Annotated in this window: 24 protein-coding genes and 1 pseudogene; 13 read left to right on the top strand and 12 right to left on the bottom strand. The window is 68.1% G+C overall.

From position 1 onward, the window contains the following. Positions 1 to 25: 25 nt before the first annotated feature. The 5 genes from BBJ41_RS23535 to BBJ41_RS23515 all read left to right on the top strand — a co-directional run bounded on the left by BBJ41_RS23535 (position 26) and on the right by BBJ41_RS23515 (position 5,515). A complete protein-coding gene (locus tag BBJ41_RS23535) occupies positions 26 to 964 on the top strand; it encodes a helix-turn-helix domain-containing protein (protein WP_069748681.1) in 939 nt (312 codons plus the stop codon). Positions 965 to 1,131: 167 nt separating this feature from the next. Beyond that, positions 1,132 to 2,340, top strand: coding sequence for a porin (locus tag BBJ41_RS23530; protein WP_069748680.1), 1,209 nt, complete (start codon positions 1,132 to 1,134; stop codon positions 2,338 to 2,340). 175 nt (positions 2,341 to 2,515) lie between these two features. After that, positions 2,516 to 3,754 (top strand): ABC transporter substrate-binding protein, encoded by a 1,239-nt coding sequence (locus BBJ41_RS23525; protein ID WP_069748679.1) that lies wholly within the window; start codon positions 2,516 to 2,518, stop codon positions 3,752 to 3,754. Positions 3,755 to 3,788: 34 nt separating this feature from the next. Continuing rightward, on the top strand, positions 3,789 to 4,658 hold the full coding sequence (locus tag BBJ41_RS23520) for a carbohydrate ABC transporter permease (RefSeq protein WP_069748678.1): 870 nt from the start codon (positions 3,789 to 3,791) through the stop codon (positions 4,656 to 4,658). Beyond that, positions 4,655 to 5,515, top strand: a complete 861-nt coding sequence (locus BBJ41_RS23515) for a carbohydrate ABC transporter permease (RefSeq protein WP_069750339.1) — start codon at positions 4,655 to 4,657, stop codon at positions 5,513 to 5,515. Before BBJ41_RS23520 ends, BBJ41_RS23515 begins: the two co-directional genes overlap by 4 nt. 38 nt (positions 5,516 to 5,553) lie before the next feature. On the opposite strand, the gene BBJ41_RS23510 is transcribed toward BBJ41_RS23515, so the two are convergent. Continuing rightward, positions 5,554 to 6,576: a LacI family DNA-binding transcriptional regulator gene (locus tag BBJ41_RS23510; RefSeq protein WP_069748677.1), complete on the bottom strand. Its 1,023-nt coding sequence runs from the start codon at positions 6,574 to 6,576 to the stop codon at positions 5,554 to 5,556. Positions 6,577 to 6,582: 6 nt separating this feature from the next. On the opposite strand from BBJ41_RS23510, the gene BBJ41_RS23505 reads away from it, so the two are divergent. Beyond that, positions 6,583 to 7,503, top strand: coding sequence for a phosphatidylinositol-specific phospholipase C (locus BBJ41_RS23505; protein ID WP_156814850.1), 921 nt, complete (start codon positions 6,583 to 6,585; stop codon positions 7,501 to 7,503). Here the strand turns inward: BBJ41_RS23505 and BBJ41_RS23500 are convergent. Both BBJ41_RS23500 and BBJ41_RS23495 read right to left on the bottom strand, forming a co-directional pair. Further along, the gene (locus tag BBJ41_RS23500; protein WP_069748676.1) at positions 7,500 to 8,456 is read right to left on the bottom strand and encodes an alpha/beta hydrolase family protein; all 957 of its coding nucleotides are present in this window, start codon (positions 8,454 to 8,456) and stop codon (positions 7,500 to 7,502) included. The two genes, BBJ41_RS23505 and BBJ41_RS23500, sit on opposite strands and share 4 nt — an antisense overlap. Positions 8,457 to 8,519: 63 nt before the next feature. After that, positions 8,520 to 9,131 carry a LysE family translocator gene (locus BBJ41_RS23495; RefSeq protein ID WP_069748675.1) on the bottom strand — a complete coding sequence of 204 codons (612 nt, stop codon included), beginning with the start codon at positions 9,129 to 9,131 and terminating at the stop codon, positions 8,520 to 8,522. Positions 9,132 to 9,217: 86 nt separating this feature from the next. On the opposite strand from BBJ41_RS23495, the gene BBJ41_RS23490 reads away from it, so the two are divergent. Then, a complete protein-coding gene (locus tag BBJ41_RS23490) occupies positions 9,218 to 9,745 on the top strand; it encodes a GNAT family N-acetyltransferase (RefSeq protein ID WP_069748674.1) in 528 nt (175 codons plus the stop codon). A gap of 18 nt (positions 9,746 to 9,763) precedes the next feature. On the opposite strand, the gene BBJ41_RS23485 is transcribed toward BBJ41_RS23490, so the two are convergent. The 5 genes from BBJ41_RS23485 to BBJ41_RS23465 all read right to left on the bottom strand — a co-directional run bounded on the left by BBJ41_RS23485 (position 9,764) and on the right by BBJ41_RS23465 (position 13,173). Continuing rightward, entirely contained in the window at positions 9,764 to 10,825 is a 1,062-nt protein-coding gene (locus tag BBJ41_RS23485; RefSeq protein WP_069748673.1) for an alkene reductase, read from the bottom strand. Between the two features lie 82 nt (positions 10,826 to 10,907). Next, positions 10,908 to 11,216, bottom strand: coding sequence for an ArsR/SmtB family transcription factor (locus BBJ41_RS23480; RefSeq protein WP_069748672.1), 309 nt, complete (start codon positions 11,214 to 11,216; stop codon positions 10,908 to 10,910). 329 nt (positions 11,217 to 11,545) lie between these two features. Beyond that, on the bottom strand, positions 11,546 to 11,869 hold the full coding sequence (locus tag BBJ41_RS23475) for a YdhR family protein (protein WP_069748671.1): 324 nt from the start codon (positions 11,867 to 11,869) through the stop codon (positions 11,546 to 11,548). Positions 11,870 to 11,921: 52 nt separating this feature from the next. Continuing rightward, positions 11,922 to 12,341, bottom strand: a complete 420-nt coding sequence (locus BBJ41_RS23470) for a tautomerase family protein (protein ID WP_069748670.1) — start codon at positions 12,339 to 12,341, stop codon at positions 11,922 to 11,924. 40 nt (positions 12,342 to 12,381) lie between these two features. Beyond that, a complete protein-coding gene (locus BBJ41_RS23465; protein ID WP_069748669.1) occupies positions 12,382 to 13,173 on the bottom strand; it encodes an SDR family NAD(P)-dependent oxidoreductase in 792 nt (263 codons plus the stop codon). A gap of 159 nt (positions 13,174 to 13,332) precedes the next feature. Between BBJ41_RS23465 and BBJ41_RS23460 the strand changes: the two genes are divergently transcribed. Beyond that, positions 13,333 to 13,839, top strand: a complete 507-nt coding sequence (locus tag BBJ41_RS23460; RefSeq protein WP_069748668.1) for a winged helix-turn-helix transcriptional regulator — start codon at positions 13,333 to 13,335, stop codon at positions 13,837 to 13,839. Positions 13,840 to 13,873: 34 nt separating this feature from the next. On the opposite strand, the gene BBJ41_RS23455 is transcribed toward BBJ41_RS23460, so the two are convergent. After that, positions 13,874 to 14,416, bottom strand: coding sequence for a carboxymuconolactone decarboxylase family protein (locus tag BBJ41_RS23455; RefSeq protein ID WP_069748667.1), 543 nt, complete (start codon positions 14,414 to 14,416; stop codon positions 13,874 to 13,876). 204 nt (positions 14,417 to 14,620) lie between these two features. On the opposite strand from BBJ41_RS23455, the gene BBJ41_RS23450 reads away from it, so the two are divergent. From BBJ41_RS23450 to BBJ41_RS23425, 5 genes and pseudogenes are all read left to right on the top strand, one after another. After that, entirely contained in the window at positions 14,621 to 14,932 is a 312-nt protein-coding gene (locus BBJ41_RS23450) for a winged helix-turn-helix transcriptional regulator (RefSeq protein WP_232036265.1), read from the top strand. An 85-nt stretch (positions 14,933 to 15,017) separates the two neighbouring features. Further along, the gene (locus tag BBJ41_RS23445) at positions 15,018 to 15,698 is read left to right on the top strand and encodes an HAD family hydrolase (protein WP_069748665.1); all 681 of its coding nucleotides are present in this window, start codon (positions 15,018 to 15,020) and stop codon (positions 15,696 to 15,698) included. An 86-nt stretch (positions 15,699 to 15,784) separates the two neighbouring features. Beyond that, positions 15,785 to 17,146: an MFS transporter gene (locus BBJ41_RS23440; protein ID WP_069748664.1), complete on the top strand. Its 1,362-nt coding sequence runs from the start codon at positions 15,785 to 15,787 to the stop codon at positions 17,144 to 17,146. A gap of 158 nt (positions 17,147 to 17,304) precedes the next feature. Further along, positions 17,305 to 18,396: an alpha/beta fold hydrolase gene (locus BBJ41_RS23430; RefSeq protein WP_236872136.1), complete on the top strand. Its 1,092-nt coding sequence runs from the start codon at positions 17,305 to 17,307 to the stop codon at positions 18,394 to 18,396. A 112-nt stretch (positions 18,397 to 18,508) separates the two neighbouring features. Beyond that, positions 18,509 to 19,477, top strand: a pseudogene (locus BBJ41_RS23425) (D-2-hydroxyacid dehydrogenase family protein); the annotation flags it as partial. A 279-nt stretch (positions 19,478 to 19,756) separates the two neighbouring features. Here the strand turns inward: BBJ41_RS23425 and BBJ41_RS23420 are convergent. The 3 genes from BBJ41_RS23420 to BBJ41_RS23410 all read right to left on the bottom strand — a co-directional run bounded on the left by BBJ41_RS23420 (position 19,757) and on the right by BBJ41_RS23410 (position 21,889). Further along, a complete protein-coding gene (locus tag BBJ41_RS23420) occupies positions 19,757 to 20,899 on the bottom strand; it encodes a patatin-like phospholipase family protein (RefSeq protein WP_069748660.1) in 1,143 nt (380 codons plus the stop codon). A 92-nt stretch (positions 20,900 to 20,991) separates the two neighbouring features. After that, on the bottom strand, positions 20,992 to 21,453 hold the full coding sequence (locus tag BBJ41_RS23415) for a cupin domain-containing protein (protein ID WP_069748659.1): 462 nt from the start codon (positions 21,451 to 21,453) through the stop codon (positions 20,992 to 20,994). A 94-nt stretch (positions 21,454 to 21,547) separates the two neighbouring features. After that, positions 21,548 to 21,889, bottom strand: a complete 342-nt coding sequence (locus BBJ41_RS23410) for a cupredoxin domain-containing protein (protein ID WP_069748658.1) — start codon at positions 21,887 to 21,889, stop codon at positions 21,548 to 21,550. Positions 21,890 to 21,895 lie beyond the last annotated feature (6 nt).

Below are 21,895 nucleotides of genomic sequence, written 5' to 3'. Positions count from 1 at the left end.
AATCAGGGTTTTACCGGAGACGCCGATGTTGTTCCAGTCACGCTCACACGAAGACGTGCACGACCACGGGCTCGCGATCGCGGGCTGGCATCAGGTCTACCGCCAGATGACGCCGGGCCGCTTCAGGGGCACGGTGACGCAGGTGCTGTACGACGATTTTCACTTCTTCCGCGAAACGACCAACCGGCGCGTCGCGCAAACCGGGCTCGCGCCGGCCGGCCGCACGTCGCTCGCGGTGCCGCTGTCCGTGCCGCTCGCAGGTACTTTCCAGGGCCAGCCGATCGACGGATATGCATTGCTCGCGCTGCGCGCCGGCGAGGATTTCGAATTCCACACGCCGGAAGGGATGGGGCTCGTCGGGATCAGCGCGGCATCCGACATGGTCGACGAGCTGTGCGAAGCCGAATTCGGCGCATCCGGCGCGCGCAAGCTGCGGCACGTGACGCGGCTGTCCGACGCGCAGGGCGTCGCGCTCGGCGTGCGGCTGTCGGCGCTGATCGACGATGCGCAGCGCAACCCGGGCCACCTCGAATACGCGGCCACCCGCAAGATGTTCCGCGACGCGATGCTCGGCATGTTCCTCGATGCGCTCGAGCAGGGTATCGGCGTCGAGCGCCGCGATATCACGCATGCGACCTACAGCGACATCGTGAGCCGCTGCGAGAAGCATCTGCGCGACCGGCCCGAAGAACCCGTCACCGTGCTCGAACTGTGCCGCGCGCTGCGCTGTAGCCGCCGCACGCTGCAAACGAGCTTCCAGCGCGTGGCCGACGTCACGCCGGTCGGCTATCTGCGCACGATCCGGCTGAACGCGGTGCGTCGCATGCTGCGCACGACGTCGGTGCAGCAGCTCGGTGTCGGCGAGGCCGCCGCGAGCTGGGGTTTTACGCATCTCGGTTATTTCGCGCGCGAATATCGCGACCTGTTCGGCGAACTGCCTTCCCAGACGACGCGCCCCGAATGACGCGCGCGCACCGCGACGAAGCCGCCGGGCGTCGTCGCGAACTGCGCGATCCACCGTTTGCCGATTTGCGATAGAGGTCCTGAATTTTCGCTGGATAGAGTCCTGTCACCCAATTCGACAACCCCATCGATTTGCACTGCAGATCGATGAAAACAGAGGGGCGGGACATGAAGATCGGACGACGACTGGCCGCGGCGGCGGCTACGCTGGGTTGCATGCACGCACACGCGCAGACATCGGGCAGCGTGACGCTGTACGGCACCGTGGACACCGGCATCATCTACTCGACGAACCAGCAGTTCACGCGCGCCGACGGCAGCACGGGCGGCGGACATGCATGGCAGATGGGCGGCGGCAACCTCGTGCCGTCGCGCTTCGGGTTCCAGGGAGCCGAGCCGCTCGGCGGCGGGCTCAACGCGGTGTTCACGCTGGAACAGCAGTTCCTGTCCGCGAACGGGCAGGCGCTGCAGGGCGGCACGGCATTCAGCCGGCAGGCGTGGGTCGGGCTGCGCCACGATACGATCGGCACGCTCGGCCTCGGCCGGCAATACGACTCGTACACGGACATGCTTGGCGCGTATGTATCGAGCAACAACTGGGCCACGCCGTACGGCTCGCATCTCGGCGACGTCGACAACCTGAACGCCGCGTTCAACTTCAACAACGCGGTGAAGTTCACGAGCGCCGATTTCAACGGCCTCACGTTCGGCGGCACGTTCAGTTTCGGCGGGCAGGCCGGCGATTTTTCCGCGAAGCGCGGTTATGCGGTGGCCGCGACGTACACGCGCGCGCCGGTCGCGTTTTCGGTCGGCTACCTCGACCTGCACCAGCCGCTCGACGCGGCGCTCGGCGGCGCAAGCGGCTATATCGGCGATTTCTCGTGCAGCAACCCGGGCGCGATGTACTGCCTGCTGCAGGACGCCGGCTCGATGCGCGCGTTCGGCGCGGGCGGCTCGGTGACGCTCGGCGCGGCGACGGTCGCGCTCACCTATACGCATACGCGCCTCGGCGACAGCCGTTATTTCTCGACCGCCGCGCAGCCGCGCACGCAGGCGTTCACGTTCGACATCGGCGAGCTGAACGTCACGTACATGTTCACGCCCGCGCTGCAGGGCGGCGTCGCGTACATCTTCAACGCCGCGCATACCGACGGACGCGGCACGACGCGCTTCCACCAGGTGAACGTCGGCACGAACTACAGCCTGTCGAAGCGCACTGCGCTGTATGCGGTCGCGATCGGCCAGATCGCGAGCGGGACGGGGCTCGGCACCGACGCGAACGGCAACGCCGTGAACTATGCGCAGATTCCGGTGCTCGCAAACAGCAATTCGAGCCGGCAACTGGCGGTGATGGCCGGGATTCGCGTGAACTTCTGACGCGGCCGGGGCGGGGCAGCCGGGCATGGCGGCGGATTCTTCCGCCGCGTGCCATAAATTCTTAACGATCGGCGTGAACAATGGCGTTCGCATCAGGCGGCCAGCAACGCCGCCCGCGTTGCACACGTGTGCAACGCATGGCCGTCCCGCCACCACGCCGAACGAGAGAGACCTCATGACCCTGCTGAGCCGCCTGCGCGCGCTGTCCGCCGCCCTTGCGTTGTCCTTTGCCGCCACGCACGCCGTGGCCGCGGATCTCGTCATCGCGGGCCGCGACGACATCTACGGCAAGGGGCTGGCCGACGCCGTCGCCGGCTTCAACAAGCTGCACCCGGGCACCGAGATCGAGCTGCTCAAGCTGCCGAACGCGAACCTGTACCAGAAGCTCAAGCTGTCGATGCGCGAAAGCACCGGCGCGTACGACCTCGTGATGATGGACGACACGTGGGCGCCCGAATTCATCGGCAACGGCTGGCTGAAGCCGCTGCCCGCGTCGCTCGCGGACGCCGATCTCGTGCCGTCCGCCGTCGCGCTCGGCCGCAACGCGGCCGGTGCGCTGTATGCGCTGCCGATCGTCGGCAACGTCGAGATGTTCGCGTACCGCAAGGATCTGCTCGCGAAATACAAGCTGCAGCCCCCGCGCAACTGGGACGACGTGCTGAAGATCGCGCAGACCATCGGCGGCGCGGACAAGAGCGTGTCGGGCGTCGTGTTCCGCGGCACGAAGGGCAACCCGGTCGTGACGGGCTTCCTGCCGATCCTGTGGGCTTACGGCGGCGACGTGTTCGACCATGCCGGCAACGTGACGATCGATTCGCGCGAGGCGCAGGCCGCGCTGAAGACGTTCCTCGCGCTGAAGGCGTCCGCGCCGAAGGACGTCGACGTGTACGGCGCGGCGGAAGTGCGCGATGCGCTGCAGCGCGGCACGGCCGCGCAGTCGATCGAGGTATGGCCTGCGTGGGTGCCGGCGCTCGACGATCCGAAGCAGTCGCGCGTGGTCGGGCAGATCGCGTTGCAGCCGCCGCCCGGGCAGACCGCCGGCCCGGCACCGATGCTCGGCATCTGGCAGATGGGCATTCCGAAGGATGCGCCGCACGCGAAGCTCGCGCAGGATTTCCTCGCGTACCTGACCTCCCGCGACACGCAGACGCGCCTCGCCGGAATCGGCATTCCGCCGACCCGCCGCAGCGTGTTCGCCGATCCGGCGCTGGTGCGCCAGTACCGCTGGTATCCCGATCAGCTGAAGGCGCTCGAGGCCGGCCGTGCGCGGCCGCGCGTGAAGGACTGGCAGCAGGTCGAGAGCATTCTCGGCGACCAGCTGCAGCTCGCGCTGACCGGGCAGGCCGCGCCGGACGCCGCGCTGCGTCAGGCGCAGCAGAAGATCGCGCAGGCGACGGCCGCGGCCGGCAAGTGACGGCTCGCCTCGATACGTTGTCCGGAACCCGCGCATGAAATCATTCGGCCGCAGCCTGCCGTTCGTCGCGCTGCTCGGTCCCGCGTTGCTGGTGCTCGCCGCGCTCGCGCTGTATCCGGTCGCGCAGGTGCTGATCGATTCGTTCTGCCAGGTCGATTACGCGGCCGGACGGCGCGCGTTCGCGGGGCTCGCGAACTATCGCGCGGTGCTCGGCGACGACGCGTTCACGGCCGGCTTCGGCAACACGCTGCGCTTCACGATCGTGGCGTCGCTCGCCGAAGTCGCGCTCGGCTTCGGCCTCGCGCTGCTGTTCGTGCGCGCGTTTCCGGGGCGGCGCATCGCGCTGCCGCTCGCGATCCTGCCGATGATGCTGTCCACGCTCGTGTGCTCGGCGATCTGGCGCAACTGGCTCAACTTCGACGGCTTCCTGAACGCGCTGCTCGCGGGGTTCGGCATCGAAGGCGTGCGCTGGCTGTCCGATCCGCATCTCGCGCTGTGGTCGCTCGCGCTCGTCGACGTGTGGCAGTGGACGCCGATGGCGTTCCTGATCGTGCTCGCGGGGCTGCAGTCGATTCCGCAGGAGCTGTACGAAGCCGCGCGCACCGACGGCGCGAGCGAGTGGCAGTGCCTGCGCGACATCACGCTGCCGCTCGCGGCGCCGCAGATCGGCCTCGCGCTGCTGCTGCGCTCGATCGACACGTTCAAGCTGTTCGACAAGGTCTATGCGCTGACGGGCGGCGGCCCCGGCAACGCGACGCAGACACTGTCGACCTATATCTACGACACGGGCTTCCGCTTCTTCAACGTCGGGCCGGCGAGTGCCGCGTCGGTGTTGATGCTCGCGGCGTCCGCGCTGCTGGTTTCGGGGTACGTATGGCAGACGGTTCGCAAGCGGCGCGCATGATCGCGCAACCCGCGGGCATCACGCGCGCACGAGCAGGCGCCGCATTCGGTCGCGCGATGCCGTGGGCGCTGCGCATCGCCGCGCTCGCGCTGTTGCTGCTGCCGTGCCTGTGGATGGCCGGTGCGGCGTTCATGCCGACGCTCGAACGCCTCGATCATCCGTTGCGGATCTGGCCGGCCGCGCCGACCTTCGATCATTTCGCGTCGGTGTGGTCCAACGGCATCGGCGCGCCGCTCGTCAATTCGCTGCTGGTCGGATTCGGCACGACGCTGCTGGCGCTGGCGCTCGCGTTTCCGGCCGCGTACGCACTCGTGCGGCTGCGGTTTCCGGCGCGGCTCGACCTGCTGTTCCTGGTGCTCGTGCTGGCGTTGAAGCTGATGCCGCCGATCACGATCGCGGTGCCGCTGTTCGCGCTCGCGAAGCGGCTGCACCTGCTCGACTCGACGTTTGGCCTGATGCTCGCGTATCAGATCTATGCGCTGCCGATGGCGATCTGGATGCTGCTCGCGTTCGTGCGCGACGTGCCCATCGAATATGAAGAAGCGGCCTGCATCGACGGTGCGGGGCTGGCGCGGCGGCTGGTGCAGATCGTGCTGCCGCTGTGCGCGCCCGGGCTGATCGCAACCGCGATCTTCGTGTTCATCGCCGCGTGGAACGAGTTCCTGCTCGCGCTGCTGTTCGTGTCGACGCCGAGCCGCTTCACGCTGCCGCTCGCGATTGCCGGATACGTGACGGAGAACGGCATCGACTGGGGCGACCTGATGAGCGCGGGGTTGCTCGCGTCGCTGCCCACGCTGGCCGTGGCCGGTTATGTGCAGCGTTACCTGCTGCGCGGGTTCGCGGGCGGGTTGAAGTGACGCGCGGCCGCGCCGCGCCTGATCCCGCGTTCTTGTTCTTATTCGCAGCTGTGCCGCACGACTTGAGTCACCGGCACGACGCGCGTGCGCGACGGGCCGTCGAAGGTCTGCATCCGGTCGGCGAGCATGTCGATTGCCGCATGCGCGAGGCCGCGCGTGTCCTGCCGGAGCGTCGTGAGCCGATACGCGTCGTATTCGGCGGCCGGGATGTCGTCGAAGCCGATCACGCGCAGGTCGTCCGGCACGTGCAGCCCGAATTCGTTGCGCGCGGCGTCGATCAAGCCGAGCGCGAGCAGGTCGGACGAACAGAACACGCCATCCGGGCGCTCGCCGGCCGCGAACAGCTGCCGCGCGGCGTCGACGCCGCACGCGTGGGTGTCGGACGGCGTGTCGAGCACGCGCGCGAGCGCGGCATCGAACGCGTCACCGCGCCCGATCGCATGCTCGAACGCATCGGCGCGCGCACGCGCGCTGTAGCTCGCGCCGCGCGGCCCGACGAACGCGAGCCGGCGCGCGCCGGCCCGCACGAGCCGCTGCGCCGCATGGACGGCGCCCGCCGCGTTGTCGCTGACGACGACGTCCGCACCCGGCAGGTTCGCGTCGCGATTGATCATCACGACGGGAATCCGGTGTTCGAGATACTGCTGCGCCACCGACAGCGGCGGCGATGCGGACGTCATCACGAGGCCCGCGATCCGGTAGCTGAGCAACTGTTCGAGCGATTGCCGGACCTGGCGCGGATCTTCCGCGTTGGTCACGAGCGGCGTGAGCGCGCGCTGCCCGAGCGCGGCCATCAGGTCGGACAGCAGCCGCGCGCGGAACGGATTCTCGAACCCGGCCGTCACGACGCCGATCATGCTGCTGCGCTGCGTAATCATGTCGCGCGCGATCAGGTTGACCTGGTAGCCGAGCGCGCGCGCCGCGACCATCACGCGTTCACGCGTCTGCGGCGCGATGCTCGCCGTCGGCGAGAACGCGCGCGACACCGCCGAGCGCGAGACGCCGGCCCGCACCGCGACGTCCGACGCGGTCACCCACGGTTTTCTTTCCTTGTCATTCATCGATTCATGATTCCTTCGAGCCACGATACGTGCATGCCGTCTGCCGACTGGATGTCGGCGCTCGACGACGCGCGGCCGCTGCATACGCTGACCCTACCGGGCAGTCATGACACCTGTGCGTATACGGTCGACGATCGGCTCGTGCGCACGCAGCGCGCGCCGCTCGATGCGCAGCTCGCGCACGGCGTGCGGCTGCTCGACATCCGCTGCCGGCACGTGCGCGACGCGTTCGACATCCATCACGGCGGTATCGCGCTCGGCATGACGTTCGACGATGTGCTGGCCAGCTGCACGCGTTTTCTCGACGCCCATCCGCGCGAATGCATCGTGATGTCGGTGAAGGACGAATGGCCGGCGCACGCGTGCACGCGTGCCTTCGACGCGACGTTCGACGCGCATCGCGCGCGGCATCCGCGGCTGCGCTGGCACGCGGGTGGCGCGTTGCCGGCGCTCGGCGACGTGCGCGGCGCGATCGTGCTGCTGCGGCGTTTTCGCGGCAGCCGGCCGCTCGGCATCGACCTGACTGCGTGGCCCGACAACGCGACCTTCGCGATCGATCATCCCGATGGCGCGTTCGTGATCCAGGACGAATATCGCGTGCCGGTGGCCGCGTCGATCGGCTGGAAGTGGCGGGCGATCGATGCGTTGCTGACGCACCTGCCGTCGCCGGACAGCGGCCGCTGGGCGATCAATTTCTGCAGCGGAACGGGGATGGGCGCGAATCCGTTCGTGGTCGCGCACGGCGACGGCCGTGTGCAAGGCATCCACGCGCGGCTGGCCGAACGATTGCGCGAGCAGCGCGGCCCGTGCGGCGCGATGCTGCTCGACTTCTGCGACGACGACGACTGGGCGCTCGTGCGCGCGCTGATCGAATGCAACGATCACGCGCCGGCGCCGGGTGCGTGGCGCCGGCCGTTTCGCTGTTAGTGCAGGTTCGCGCGGAAGAACGCGAGCGCCTTCGCGTCGAGCGTCTGGTGAAAGGCGACGCGATCGAATCCGCCGGCGTCGACGCACACGCGCGGCGCCATTTTTTTCAACGCGTCGGAACACGGCGCGATGAACGCGAAATGCGCAGCGTTCCGCACGACGTGGAATTCCGGCCGCTGCGGCAGCAGGCCGGCCAGCGCGGGGATGGTGGCCGGCTCGACGCCGTCGCCGCCCGCCTCCGATCCCCAGATCTGGATCGGTGCGTGGACATTCTTCACCGTATCGGCGGTCGGGAATTCGTCGAATGGATCGGCGAGCACGTAAGCCTTGATGCGCGGATCGTGCGTCAGCGGCGCTTTCGGCACGTCGCCGTTGCGGATTTGCCTGCAGATCGGCCAGGTCGGGTCCGGGCAGGCGACCTCCGCATGCACGAAATCCGGGTTGGCGCCGGCCAGCACGAGGCCCGTATAGCCGCCGCGCGAAAAGCCGAAGAAGCCGATCCGGGCGGGATCGATTCGGGTGGCGTCGGCCGAGTTGGCGAGCATGTAGTCGACCAGGCGCTTGATGTCGACGGGGCGTTCGACGAACTCCTGAATGTCGGCCGCGCGGCTCATGTCGAGCGCGTTGTCGCCGGGGTGGTTGATGGCCGCGACCACATAACCCGCGTCGGCGAGCGTTTCCGCGAGATCGTGATGGCCGAGGGGCGTGCCGCCGTGCCCATGCGAGATCACGATGAGCGGCAGCTTGTCGCCGAGGGTCGGGCAATCGCGCAGGCCTTTCAATTCGAAAGGCCCGACCGTGAGCGTCTGCGCGGCGTCCGCGCAGGGCGTCCACACGACCGCCTTCATTTCGGGGCCGGTGGCATCGGCAGGAATCCGGACGAACTTGATGCCGGCCGCATGCGCGACCGTGGCGGACAGGCAGAGCAGGACGGCCGATAACCAGGTTTTCACGGTGAATCCCTCCGGGGCAAGGATCGGACTGCCGTTGCGGATCGCCGGTCGGACGCCGGCGGGCTACCGCGTCGCGATCGCCACGGCCGCGCCGGCCATAGCAGCGGCGCTCGTGCGGTTCGCGATCCGCTTCGCGCGCGCCGACGTCAGGAACGCCCGCGCGCGTGACGCGAGCAGCGACCAGATGCAGTCGGTGACGATCAGGACCGCGAGCATCGTGCCGACCAGTTCGGCCCAGGCCGTCACGCCGACGTGCGTGAGGTCGATGATGGTTGGCAGCAGCGCGAGATAGAAAACGACGATCTTCGGATTGCCGAGCGCGACGAGCAGGCCCGCGACGAACATGCGCCACGGCGACTGGCCGCGCGGCAGGTCGTCCGCGCCCGTATCGGTCGGCGCGGTCCACATCTTCCACGCGAGGAACAGCAGGTACGCGACGCCGAGCAGCTTCAGCACGATCAGGCCCGTCTCGAACGTGCGCGCGAACGCGGACAGCCCTGCGACCGCGACCGTGAGCCATACGGCCTCGCCGAGCCACATTGCGATGAGGAACGGCAGCACGTCCCGCACGCCGTTCGTCAGCACGCGCGCGACGAGCGCGGCGACGCCCGGGCCGGGCGTGCCGGCGGTGACCAGCAGGGCGAAGGCGAAGACGGCGAGCGCGGACAACGTCATGACGGACCTCGTGGGCGGGTGTTCGAAACGTATGAGGTTTCGATTATAGTGACGGCCGCTCCCGATTGCCTGCCTGTATTGACGTCATGACTGCATCGATCCTGATTCGCCCCGCCACGCGGGAAGACGCGGCCGCGATGGCCGCCGTGGAAGTCGCCGCCGCGCAGCGGTTTCGCGAGATCGGCATGATCGACATCGCCGACGGCGAGCCGACCGATGCGGCCGACGTGCTCGCGCGCATCGATGGCGGGCGCGCGTATGTCGCGGTCGATGCGCAGGGCGCATGCGTCGGGTTCGCGTTCTACCGGCTGCTCGATGCGCAGCGGCTGTATCTGGAGGAACTGGATGTCGCGCCGTCGCATGCCGGACAGCGGATCGGCGCGCGCCTGATCGAACAGGTGACGGCGCGCGCGGCGCAGGAGCGCATCGCGCAGGTCGTGCTGTCGACGTTCCGCGACGCGCCGTGGAATGCGCCGTATTACGCGCGCCTCGGTTTCCGGATCGTCGACGACGCGTCGCTCGACGACACGCTGCGCGCGATCCGCGCGCATCACGTCGCGCTCGGGCTCGACGAGACGCAGCGCGTGTTCATGTGTGCGGACGTGCACGCCTGAACACGCGCTGCCCGGGCGTCAGGCCGCGTCGCTCAGCGCCGGATAGTCGGTGTAGCCCGTTTCGCCTTCGGCGTAGAACGTCTCCGGCACCGGCTTGTTGAGCGGTGCGCCGAGTTCGAGGCGGCGCGGCAGGTCGGGGTTCGCGATGAACAGCTTGCCCCAGGCGATCGCATCGGCGCTGCCGTTCGTGAGCGCAGCCTGCGCGGTGTCGAGCGTGAACTGCTCGTTCGCGATCAGCGGGCCGCCGAACGCTTCCTTCAGGCGCGGGCTCAAGTGGTCGCCCGAATACGATTCGCGCGTGAAGATGAACGCGATCTTGCGGCGGCCGAGTTCGCGCGCGACATAGCCGAACGTCGCCGCCGGATCGGAATCGCCCATCGTGTGCGCGTCGCCGCGCGGCGCGAGGTGCACGCCGACGCGGCCGGCGCCCCACACGTCGATGGCGGCATCGACCACTTCGAGCAGCAGGCGTGCGCGGTTCTCGATCGGGCCGCCGTACGCATCGGTGCGGCGATTGGTGCTGTCCTGCAGGAACTGGTCGAGCAGGTAGCCGTTCGCGCCGTGGATCTCGACGCCGTCGAAGCCGGCCGCCTTCGCGTTCTCCGCACCCTTGCGGTATGCGGCGACGATGCCCGGGATCTCGTCGAGTTCGAGCGCGCGCGGCGTCACGTACGGGCGCTGCGGACGCACGAGGCTCACGTGACCGCCCGCGGCGATCGCGCTCGGCGCGACCGGCAGGTCGCCGTTCAGGAACACCGGATCGGAGATCCGGCCGACGTGCCACAGCTGCAGCACGATGCGCCCGCCGGCCGCATGCACGGCCTGCGTGACCTGCTTCCAGCCTGCGACCTGTTCGTCGGACCAGATGCCGGGCGTGTCCGCGTAGCCGACGCCCTGCGGCGTGACCGACGTCGCTTCGGTAATGATCAGGCCGGCCGATGCGCGTTCGGCGTAATAGCGGGCCATCAATGCGTTCGGCACGCGCGTCGCGCCCGCACGGGAGCGGGTGAGCGGCGCCATCACGATGCGGTTCGGCAGGGCGAGTTCGCCGAGGGTAACGGGGTCGAACAGCGTGGGCATGGCAGATAACCTCTTCACGAAAGGCGGGCGCGCCGTCGCGTCATGTGCAACGCGGGCCCGCATGGCCGATACGGCCGGTTGACTAGAGATCGCGGCGCAAAGCGTCGTGAAATGCGTCGATGACGGCCTCGTTGCGCTGGAAGAACGCCCACTGGCCGATCCGCGTCGACGTCACGAGCCCCGCGCGCTGCAGCGTCGCGAGGTGCGCGGAGACGGTCGATTGCGACAGCCCGCAGCGCGCGTCGATCTGGCCCGCGCAGACGCCGTGGTCATACGGCAGCGTCTGTTGCGGGAAATGCGCGCCGGGCGTTTTCAGCCAGACGAGGATTTCCCGGCGGACGGGGTTCGAGAGCGCTTTCAGGATCGCGTCGATGTCGATTTCGGTCGGCATGGATGGGGTGGGTGTGTCGGTCAGGCGAACGGGTATCGTCGATGGGCGAATCTTATATCGTATTTTGACGATACGTTTTGAAAGCACTGTTGGCTATGGGGTTGATAGCGATCGAGACGGGCAATATCTGGCAGCCCGAATAAGTCTCGCTACGTTTTCTCAGGGGAAATCGTGTTGCGACGCATGAACGGTTGCCGCCCGCGTTAGCCGGTTATCGGGGTGCGACCGTTTATGCGTGCCCCAGTGATGGGCCGAAGTCGCAGGGGACAGACCACGCGAATGCGCTGGAGACCGGGCGGCACCGCGCCGAATCGCGTCCCGCCCGGTCTTCAATTCGTCCTGTCGACCATCCTGTACCGCCCCCGTACCGCATCGACATGAGCGAGCGTATCGAGCACGCGTATCACCGGCGGATGCCCGTAAACCCGCTCGACCATCGCCTTGTACTCGTCGCCGTGCCAGCGCTCGGCGGCTTCGCGCGTGCGCCACACGTACACGCCGCCGCCTTCGTGCGTTTGCGCGTCGTAGAAGTACCACTTGTGCAGCAAGTCCGGGTTCTGCGCCCACTTCGCCGCGGTGCTTTCATACCGTTCCTGCAGCGTGGGGACATCGACGTCGGCTTGCAGCTTGAAGAAGACGATTTCGGTAATCATGGCAATGCCTCCATTCGTGAATCGCAGGGGCGACGCGCGGATGTCGCGTACCTCAGTAAGGCGACGGCCGGTTCTCCGTGCGCCATTTGAGGTCGGCCGGCGTGCCCGGCCGGGGCGGGCGCAGCCCCTCGATCGTCCACAGCCCGAACGGCGTTTCGCCGATATGGATTTCCCAGCGCAGGCCGCGCTCGCCGATGAACGGCGCCAGGCGCTGGCCGACATGGGTCATGAACCGCGCCTGCTCCGCCGGGTCCTCGATCTGCCGTGCGATGTGATCGACCCGGATCCGCACGAAGTCGCCGGTCGGCTTGCCGCCGATCAGGAACGACGCGGGCGGCAGCGACTGGAACAACACGTTCACGTAGAAGCGCGGCAGGAACCCGTCGTAGAAGCCGACGATGCGATCGGCGATCTCGAGTTTGTCGGCGTCGGTATAGGCGTTTTCGGGGTGGTAGATGTTCCAGAGCGGCATGCGGGTTCTCCTGTTGACGGGATTGGAAGCGGGCGACGGCTCAGGCGGCGGCGTAGCGCGCGGCAGGCAGGCCGTCCTGCGTGACGGCGGTGAGGAGGCGGCTGCGCGCGCCTTCGAACTGCTGCCATGCGCCGAGATCGTGGAGCGTCGGAAAGCAGACGGATTCCGCGTGATCCAGTGCATGCAGTGCGGTGTCGACGAGCGTTTCCGGCGTCATGAACAGCGCGTCCGGAAAGGGCGCCGGCGTGTCGCCGAAGAATTCCGTGCGCACCGGCCCCGGCATGACGGCCTGAACCGCGACGCCGCGCGGCGCAAGCTCGGCGTGCAGCGCGCGCGTGAAATTGAGCACGTACGCTTTCGAGCCGCTGTATCCGCCCGCGCCGGGCACGGGCATCAGCGTGACGATCGAGCCGATGTTTACGATCATCCCTCGCCCGGCCTCGCCGAAGCGGCGCGCGGCCGCCAGCGAGAGCCGGGTCAGCGCGAGCACATTGACCCGGATCATCGCGTCGACGGCGGCGGGATCGACCGACGCCGACAGACCCAACGCGCCGAGGCCGGCGGCATTGACGATGCCCGCGAGGCGGGCGGTGCGGTCGATCAGCGCCTCGATCAGCGCGACGCCGTCATCACTCGACAGGTCGGCGGCGACGGTCTGCACGTCGCATGCGTATGCCGACCGGAGCCGGTCGGCAAGCGTCGCGAGCCGTTCATGGCGGCGCGCGACCAGGATCAGGTCGTGCCCGCGAGCGGCGAGGCGATCGGCATAGACGGCGCCGATGCCCGACGACGCGCCGGTCACGAGTACAACACCTCGAGCTTCTTGCTTCATGCGCGAATCTCCGAAAGGATGGACTGACAGGATTCAACTAACTCTTATTATTAGAGTAAGTGTCCGGCAGCGCGCCGTCAAGCGTTGCCGGATGCGATACGATGAGCGCCGCGCGTGCGCACATGTGTCGCGCGCCGAAGTCAGGAAAGGTGATTCGCGATGAAATCCAAGAGTTTTGACGGCATGACCTGTTCGATCGCCAGCGTGCTCGACGCGCTCGGCGATCGATGGAGCATGCTGATCGTGCGCGATCTGGCGCTCGGGCTGGCGCGCTACGACGACCTTCGCCAGTCGACGGACGTGACCCATGCAACGCTGTCGGACCGGCTGAAGGCGCTCGAAGGCAAGGGGCTGGTCGAGCGCCGGCTGTATCAGTCGCGCCCCGATCGGTACGAATACCATCTGACGCCGCGCGGCCGCGACATCGGCATCGTGCTGATGGCGCTCGCGCAGGTTGGCGACGCATGGGGGCTGGCGGAATCGAAGGCGCCGCCGCTCAGGTTCACGGACGCGCACTCGGGGCATGCGGTGCGGCTGGCGTTGGTCGATGCCGAGACGGGCAGGCTGCTCGACCTGCCTGACCTGCGGGTGGAGCCGGGCCCCGGCGCGGACGAGATCATGCACTGGCGGCTCGAGAAGACGCGGGCGCGGCGGAGTGAATCGTGACGCTTGCGCCGCTGTTTCCCCGCCGGATCGACGCTCACGAAGGAAACCGCGCGGCGTTCGCTTCGGGCGGCAGGCGCAGCGCGTTCGTGAGGTAGCTCACTGTCCGGTAGAAGCCCGCGAGCATCAGCAGCTCGAGCAGGGCCTCGTCGCTGAAGTGCCGGTGCAACGCGTTCCACAGTGCATCGTCGATATCGCATTGCCGATGCAACGCATCGCACATCCGGATCAGCAGCCGCTCTTCGTCACGCCAGCATGTGTCTTGCGCCGAGCCGTGGGCCAGCGACCGGATCTGCTCGTCGCTGAATTCCGCCGCCTGCGCGAACACGGCGACATGCACGCCCCATTCGTATTCGGACCGGCACAGCGCGGTGGTGCGGTCGATGACGATTTCCCGCTGGCGGATGTCGAGATGGCCTTTGTCCAGCAGGCCGGCGGCAAAGAACTTCGTGCACAGGCGCGTATCGCGCGCCATCGTCGTGAAGAGCCGCAGCGGCGGCCGGCCGCGCATGATCCGTTCGATCGAAGCTGCAATCTCGGGCTCGAAAGGCGGCGATGCGCTCGCAATACGCTGAGTCATGTGAACTCCCGTGCATGAGGTGAGGCATGAGTCAAAGCGTAGGCATCGTGCTTTAAAAAGTAAAGCATGAAATCCGGATGGCGAGCATCATTACGCTAGTGTGGCGATCCATTGACAGGGGCAGGCGGTTGCTTTAAAAAGTACAGCATGACTACGCCAAGAATCGGACAACGTGTTCGCGGATCGACAACCGGGCGGCCCATCATGGTCGTGCTGGATCTGCTCGGGCGGCGCACCGCGCTGCGCATCCTGTGGGAACTGCGCGGCCCGCCGCTGACGTTCCGCGCGTTGCAGGAAGCCTGCGAAACGAACGCGCGCCTGCTCAACACGCGGCTCGCCGAGCTCAAGGCGTCGGGCCTCGTCGAGCATGGGGATGGCGGCTATTGCATGACCGCCGAAGGCCGCCGGCTCGAAGCGGCGCTTCAGCCGTTGCTGGGGTGGGCAAGGCAGTGGGCAAAGCGCGATCCGGACGGGTTCGATGCAGCCGAGCGCGAGCAATCCGGGCAGTCGCGTTGAGCGTTCGGCACACGGGCGCGCATCGCAACATCATTGCGGCTCATGCGTCACGCGTGAGTCATTTTTTGTTTGCCGGAGTTCATTCATGTCTGTTCGCGCTGTCATATTCGACTTCGACCTGACGCTGGCGGATTCTTCCGCCGCGATCATCGAGTGCACGGAGTACGCGTTGCATCGGCTTGATGCCTCCGGCGCGACGCATGCGCAGATCGCTGCCGTCATCGGGCTGCCGTTGCAGGAAATGTTCCGTTCGTTGACGGACGACACCGAACCGGCGCGAGCCGACGCGTTCGCGCAGCATTTCGTGGCGCGCGCCGACGAGATCATGGTGCATGGCACCCGCATCTATCCCGAGGTTCCGCCGCTGCTTGCGCAACTGCGTGAGCAGGGCCTCGCGATTGCGATCGTGTCGTCGAAGTTTCGCTACCGGATCGAAGCGATCCTTGCGCTGAACGGATTGCAATCGCAGGTCGACGTGCTGATCGGCGGGGAGGACGTGCAGCGTCACAAGCCGGACCCGGAAGGGCTCGTGCTCGCGCTCGATCGGCTCGACCTGCCGGCAGCCGACGCGATCTACGTGGGCGACCATGCGGTGGATGCGCAGGCGGCCGATCGCGCGGGCGTGCCGTTCGTCGGCGCGGTGAGCGGGATGACGTCGTTCGACGCGTGGGCCCGCGCGGGCAAGCAGGCGGTGCCCGCGCATATCGGCGAACTCGCGGCGATCGTGCAGCGGATGCGGCGCGGGACGTGCGACGTATCCGGCTGACGTGATGCCGGGCGGCGCATTCGTCGGCGCGTACGCTCACGGCACGGCTTGATCCCGACGAGTCGAATGCTCCGGAAAACCGCACGATGCCGCGCACCGTCAATCACCTCCGCTGGAAGATCGTCGCATTCCTGGTCGCGCCGCTGACCTTCGTGATGACGCTCGATCGCGCGGCGATGGCCGTGGCCGCGCCGACGATCCAGTCCGAGCTCGGCCTGTCGATCGTCGAGATGTCGATGATCCTGACCGTCTATTTCTGGGCCTATGCGATCGGCCAGATTCCGGCGGGGCGGGCGGCCGAACGCTTCGGGTCGCGCAAGGTGCTGTTCGGCACGAGCACGCTGTGGTCGCTGATGATGATCGTCACGCCGCTCGGCGGTTCGTTCGCCTGGCTGTTCGGTTGCCGGCTGGTGCTCGGCGGCGCGCAGTCGGCCGACTGGTCGAGCAGCGTCGTCGCACTCAAGCGCTGGTTTCCGACCGGCGAGCGTGCGAAAGGCAACGCGGTGCTGCTCGCAGGCCTGTATCTGGGCCCGATCGTGTCGGCGCCGCTCACCGCATGGACCATCGTGCACTTCGGCTGGCACGCCGTGTTCTACGGGTTCGGCGCACTCGGCCTGCTGCTCGGCGCGATCTGGTGGTTCGGTTACCGCGACGCGCCTGCGTCGCACCCGCTCATCACGAAGGCCGAGGCCGACACCATCGCGGCCGATCAGCCGCCCGACCAGGCCGACGTGTCGGGTTCGCTCGTGCGTTGCCTGCGGTTGTGGCGCTTCTGGATCTTCGGTGTTCAGTACTTCCTGCTGGTGCTGATCCAGAGCTTCTACACGACGTGGCTGCCGACCTACCTGATGCGCGCACGCGGGCTGTCGCTGAAGGCGATGGGGCTGTACGCGTCGTTGCCGTGGGTTGCCGTGTTCGCGGCCGTATTCGTCGCCGGAACCGTCAGCGATCGGCTGCTCCGGAAAACGGGCTCGATCTATTGGGCGCGCACGCCGGTCGCGATCGCGGGATTTGTCGTGAGCGCGCTCGCGCTGGCCGCGGCGTCGCGCGCGGACGCGATCGCGGCGGTTATCGCGCTGCTGTGCCTGTCGTTTGCGGCCGTCGGGTTCGTGCAGGTGGTCGTGTGGTCGGCCGCGCAGGATCTCGGGCGGCCGTTCGCCGGCGTGATGTCGGGCTGGACGAACGTGTGGGGTGCGTTGTCGAACGTCGCAGGCCCGATGACGCTTGCGCTGGTCGTCAAGGTCACGGGTAGCTGGGGCAGCGGGATGATCGTGATCGGCGCCGCGGCGGCGTGCGGCGCGGTGTTGTGGCTGTTCGTGCACCCCGAGCGGCCGTTGCTCGCCGCCGCTCCCGACGGATTGCCGCCGGCGGGCGGCGCGAGCGCGCCGCGTAGCGCCGGGCGTGCAACGCGGGCCGACGCCGGGCGCGTGTCCGAACCGGCCGACTGAACCCGTTTGCGCAAAAGATCGGCAAGCGCGCGACGGATTCTGCGACTATCGCCGTTAAAGTCAAACCGTCAAAACAGGTTCGCCACCATGTCGCTCATTTCCGTCGTTTTCGACCGAATCCGGCCCTCGCGCGTGCTGCCGGCCGTCCGCACGCTGTCATGCGTCGTTCCGCTCGCGGCAGCCGGTGCCGCGGCCGGGATGCTGGGCGCCGCGCCCCGGCCGCGGCGGCCACGCAGCGCGAACGCCTCGAAGCGCCGGTCAAGGCCGTCGCCGACCAGCGCGTGGCCGTCGATACGCCGCAGGGCAGCGCGGCGCTGCCGGTCTACGCGGACCATCCGCTCGACAAGGCCGCGCCCGACGTCACGCGCGTATTCGTCGTGATTCACGGCACGCTGCGCAATGCCGACGCGTATTACGCGTCCGGGCGCCAGGTCGTCGAGAAAGCCGGCGCGGCCGGCAACGGCACGATGGTCGTCGCGCCGCAATTCCTGACGCGCGCCGATACGCGCGCATTCTCGCTGGACGCCCGAACGCTCGCGTGGACGCAGGAAGGATGGAAGGGCGGCGAGCCGGCCCGCCAGCCGGGCCCGGTCAGTTCGTTCGCCGCGCTCGACGCATTGCTCGCGCATTTCGCCGATCGCAGTCTGTACCCCGCGCTGACGACGGTGGTCGTGATCGGGCATTCCGCCGGCGCGCAACTGCTGCAGCGCTACGCGGTGGCCGGGCGAGAAGGCGACGCGCTGGCGCATGCCGGCATCGCCGTGCGCTACGTGGTCGCGAATCCGTCGAGCTACCTGTATTTCGACGACGAGCGGCCGGCCGGCCAGGTGCTCGCGGGCGGCGCGTGTCCGGGCGCGACGCAATGGAAATACGGCTTGAAGTCGGCGCCGCCCTACGTGGCGTCGCAGGACGCGGGCGAGCTCGAAACGCGCTATGTCGCGCGCAACGTCGTGTACCTGCTCGGCCAGGCCGATACGAACCCGTACACGCATTTCATCGACCGCTCGTGCGCGGCGATGGCGCAAGGCCCTTACCGGCTCGCGCGCGGGCTCGCGTATTTCGAATACCTGAAGAAGCGGCACCCGTCCGATCTTGCGCAGCACGTCGTCGAAGTGCCGGGCGTCGGGCACGACAATCTCGGCATGTTCACGTCCGCGTGCGGGCTGGCCGTGCTGTTCGACCAGGCGTTGCCGCCGTCGTGTCCGGTCGTCGCCGGCACGGCGCCGGTCGTGCGTGCCGCGGGGCAGTGAGCGCGACGGCGCGCGTGGATCGATCAAAAAAATGAAGGAATCGGGAAGATAAATTCATTTCCCGATCGTTCGTTCGCGGTTCAGGATGACGGCGTTGCCTGGAGCACTCCCCATGAACATCACGATCCTCGACGATTATTTCGACACGCTGCGCACGCTGCCGAGCTTTCGCAAGCTCGACGGGCACGACGTCACGATCTGGACCGATCACGTGCAGGACGTCGACGCGCTGGCCGAGCGCCTGCGCGACACCGAAGTGCTGGTGCTGATCCGCGAACGCACGCAGATTCGCGCGCCGCTGATCGCGCGGCTGCCGAAGTTGCGGCTGATCAGCCAGCGCAGCGTCTATCCGCACATCGACATCGACGCATGCACCGGGCATGGCGTGATCGTGTCGTCGAACCAGCACGCGGGCACGCCTTCCTATGCGGCCGCCGAGCTCACGTGGGGCCTCGTGCTGGCCGCGATGCGCCAGATTCCGCAGCAGATGCGCGCGCTGCAGGCCGGCCGCTGGCAGATCGGCGTCGGACGGACGCTGCGCGGGCGCACGCTGGGTATCTACGGTTACGGCCGGATCGGTGCGGAAGTCGCGCGCTACGGCGCCGCGTTCGGCATGAACGTGCAGGTCTGGGCGCGCGAGGCGTCGCTGCAGCGCGCTCGCGACGACGGCTGGGCGACGGCATCGTCCAGGCAGGCATTCTTCGAAGCGTGCGACGTGCTTTCGCTGCACATGCGGCTCGTGCCGGCCACGCGCGGCATCGTGACGGCGGACGATCTGGGCCGGATGAAACCCGACGCGCTGCTCGTGAACACGAGCCGCGCGGGCCTCGTCGAACCGGGCGCGCTCGAAGCGGCCTTGCAGGCCGGCCGGCCCGGGATGGCGGCGGTGGACGTCTACGACACCGAGCCGCTGCGCGACCCCGGGCATCCGTTGCTGCGCTTGCCCAATGTCGTGTGCACGCCGCATATCGGCTACGTGACCGAGGACGAATACGAAACCCAGTTCTCCGATGTATTCGACCAGATCGTCGCGTATGCGGCCGGGCAGCCGATTCACGTCGTCAACCCGGACGTGCTCGCCCGCGACGCGGCATCGATCGAGCCGCTGATCCTCGACCTGCTCGAATGGATCGGGCCCGGTGTGCGGCCCTACGACGAGGTGATCGATGCATGGCGCACGTCGTGCCCGCGCCTGCCGGTGTGGGAGGAAGCCTGTGCGCGCGGCTACGTGGTGCGACGCCATGAGCCGGGCGGTGCGGCGGAGGTCGAGGTGAGCGCGGCCGGCCGCGCACGCCTGCAAGCCGGGCGGGCCTGAGCGCACGGACCGGATCGGATTGGGGCGCGGTCGCGGCGCCGCGCGTCATGCCGGTTTTTCGGCGACCGGAGCGGGTGCGTCCGGATCGAATACCGTCAATCCTTCGGTCGGGTCGGTCGGCATGTCCCACGGCCGCGCGGCAATGGCCCGTTTCGTCGCTTCGTAGCCGGCCTGCCGGCGGGCCGCGATGCCGGTCGGCGTGAAATCGATGTCCTTCAACTGATTGTCGCCGGCGAGCCGCGGCGCTGCGAGCTTGATCAGGTGCATCGTCGTTTCGCATCCCCACGCGGCGAGCCGGCGCACGGCCGGCGACGCGCGTTCGGCTTCCGGCACGTGCCGCGCCAGTTCGCGAATCACGTGGCGCAGCTGATGGATCTGCTGCTGGCGCGCGATGTGGCTGTCGGTGCGGCTCGCGTACTGGATGTCCTTCTGCCGTTCCGACACCTGCCAGATGCTTTCGGGCTCGGGGCCGGCCGGATTCCACATCTGCACCGAGAAGATGATCGAGCTGCGGCGCGGGTTGTCGTCGAGCACGACCTCGACCGGCGTATTCGAATACACGCCGCCATCCCAGTACGGCGCGCCGTCGATCCGTATCGCCGGAAACGCGGGCGGCAACGCGCCCGAGCTCATGATGTGCTCGATCCCCAACGGCGTATCGCGCGAATCGAAATAGCGCATCGTGCCGGTGCACGCATTGACCGCACTGACGGTCAGGCGCGGGTGGCCCGCGTTCAGCAGGTCCGGGTCGATCAGCGACGCGAGCGTGTCGCGCAGCGGCGCGATCCGGTAGTACGACGCGCGATCGACGCCGAGGCGCACCATCGGCCCGAGCCACGACGCCGGATTGGGCTGGAAGAATCCGGCGATGCCGCCGCTGATGATCATCAGCTCTGCCAGCGTCTTGTCCCAGCCGGGCACCAGCGGCGGAACGTCGAAACGGGTCCGCTCGGTCACGCGCTGCCAGAACGCCAGCAGCTTCTCGTAGCGCTGCTCCGGCGGATTGCCGGCGATCAGCGCCGCGTTGATCGCGCCGATCGACGTGCCCACCACCCAGTCGGGCCGGATACCGGCTTCGTCCATTGCCTGGAAGACGCCGAGCTGGAACGCGCCCAGTGCGCCGCCGCCCTGGAGCACGAGCACGACTTGCCCGGGAAGGTTCATGCGTGCCGGCTGGCTAGCGGTCATGGCTTGCCTCGCTGCGTGTGACGGTGGGTCGGGTCCGAACGGCTCGTTTCAGTTTAGGCGATCGGCAGCGGGGGATCGCTCGCCGCGCAGCGCTACGCGTCCGGGTAAGGCGTGCCGTCCTTGTGCAGGAACCGGCCGTCGCGGCTCGGGCTCATCATGTCGATGTCCGGGCAGGTGATCACGTCGTCCGGCGAGCGCGAGCCGACTTCGAGATAGACGGCGGGCGCGTCCGACCGGTTGACCAGGTGATGGCCGTTGCCGGAGTTTTTCGGAAATGCCGCGCAGTCGCCCGCACGCAGCACGGTCTCGCCGCCGTCCTCGATCATCACGAGCTCGCCCTCGAGCACGTAGACGAATTCGTCTTCGTCGGCGTGCCAGTGACGCTGGCTGGACCAGCCGCCCGGCGGCACGCGCATCAGGTTGACGCCGAAATCGCGCAGCCCGCCGGCATCGCCCAGGCGCTGGCGGATGCGCTGCGCGCATGGCGCGTCGAACGGCCGCGGATAGCCGCTACCCAGGCGTTCGGGCACGGCGCTGATGTCGATCCTGGGCATGGGCGGCTCCGTCTGCCACGCGGGCGAATGGGACGGTGGTCATTGTAGGCTCGTGCCACCGGCCGCTCGTCCGCGCGTTTCGTGGCGGGCCGCGTCATTCGACGGTGATCGTCTCCTTCATGTACGGATGAATCCCGCAGAACACCTTGTAGACGCCCGGCTTGTCGAAGCGGAACGAGTACGTGTCGCCCTGGTCGAGCGCCGACGAGTGGAAGATGCCGGCGTCGTTGACGACGGTGTGCGGTTCGCCGTCGAGGTTTTTCCACGTGACCGTCGTGCCGGCCTTGATCGTGGTCGACATCGGCGAAAACATGAAATTGCGGATCGTCACGAGCGGGCCGTCCGGGCCCTGCGCGAACGCGGCGAGCGGCGTGCCGGCGGCGGCCGAGCACAGGATCAGCGCCGCGATGATCTTGGATTGCTTGAAGCGGGTCATGTCGGT

The sequence above is a fragment of the Burkholderia stabilis genome (genome assembly GCF_001742165.1).
In the GTDB taxonomy this organism is placed as follows: Bacteria; Pseudomonadota; Gammaproteobacteria; order Burkholderiales; family Burkholderiaceae; genus Burkholderia; species Burkholderia stabilis.
Note: the sequence above shows the minus strand (reverse complement) of the source record. Positions and strands in the feature narration are given on the sequence as shown.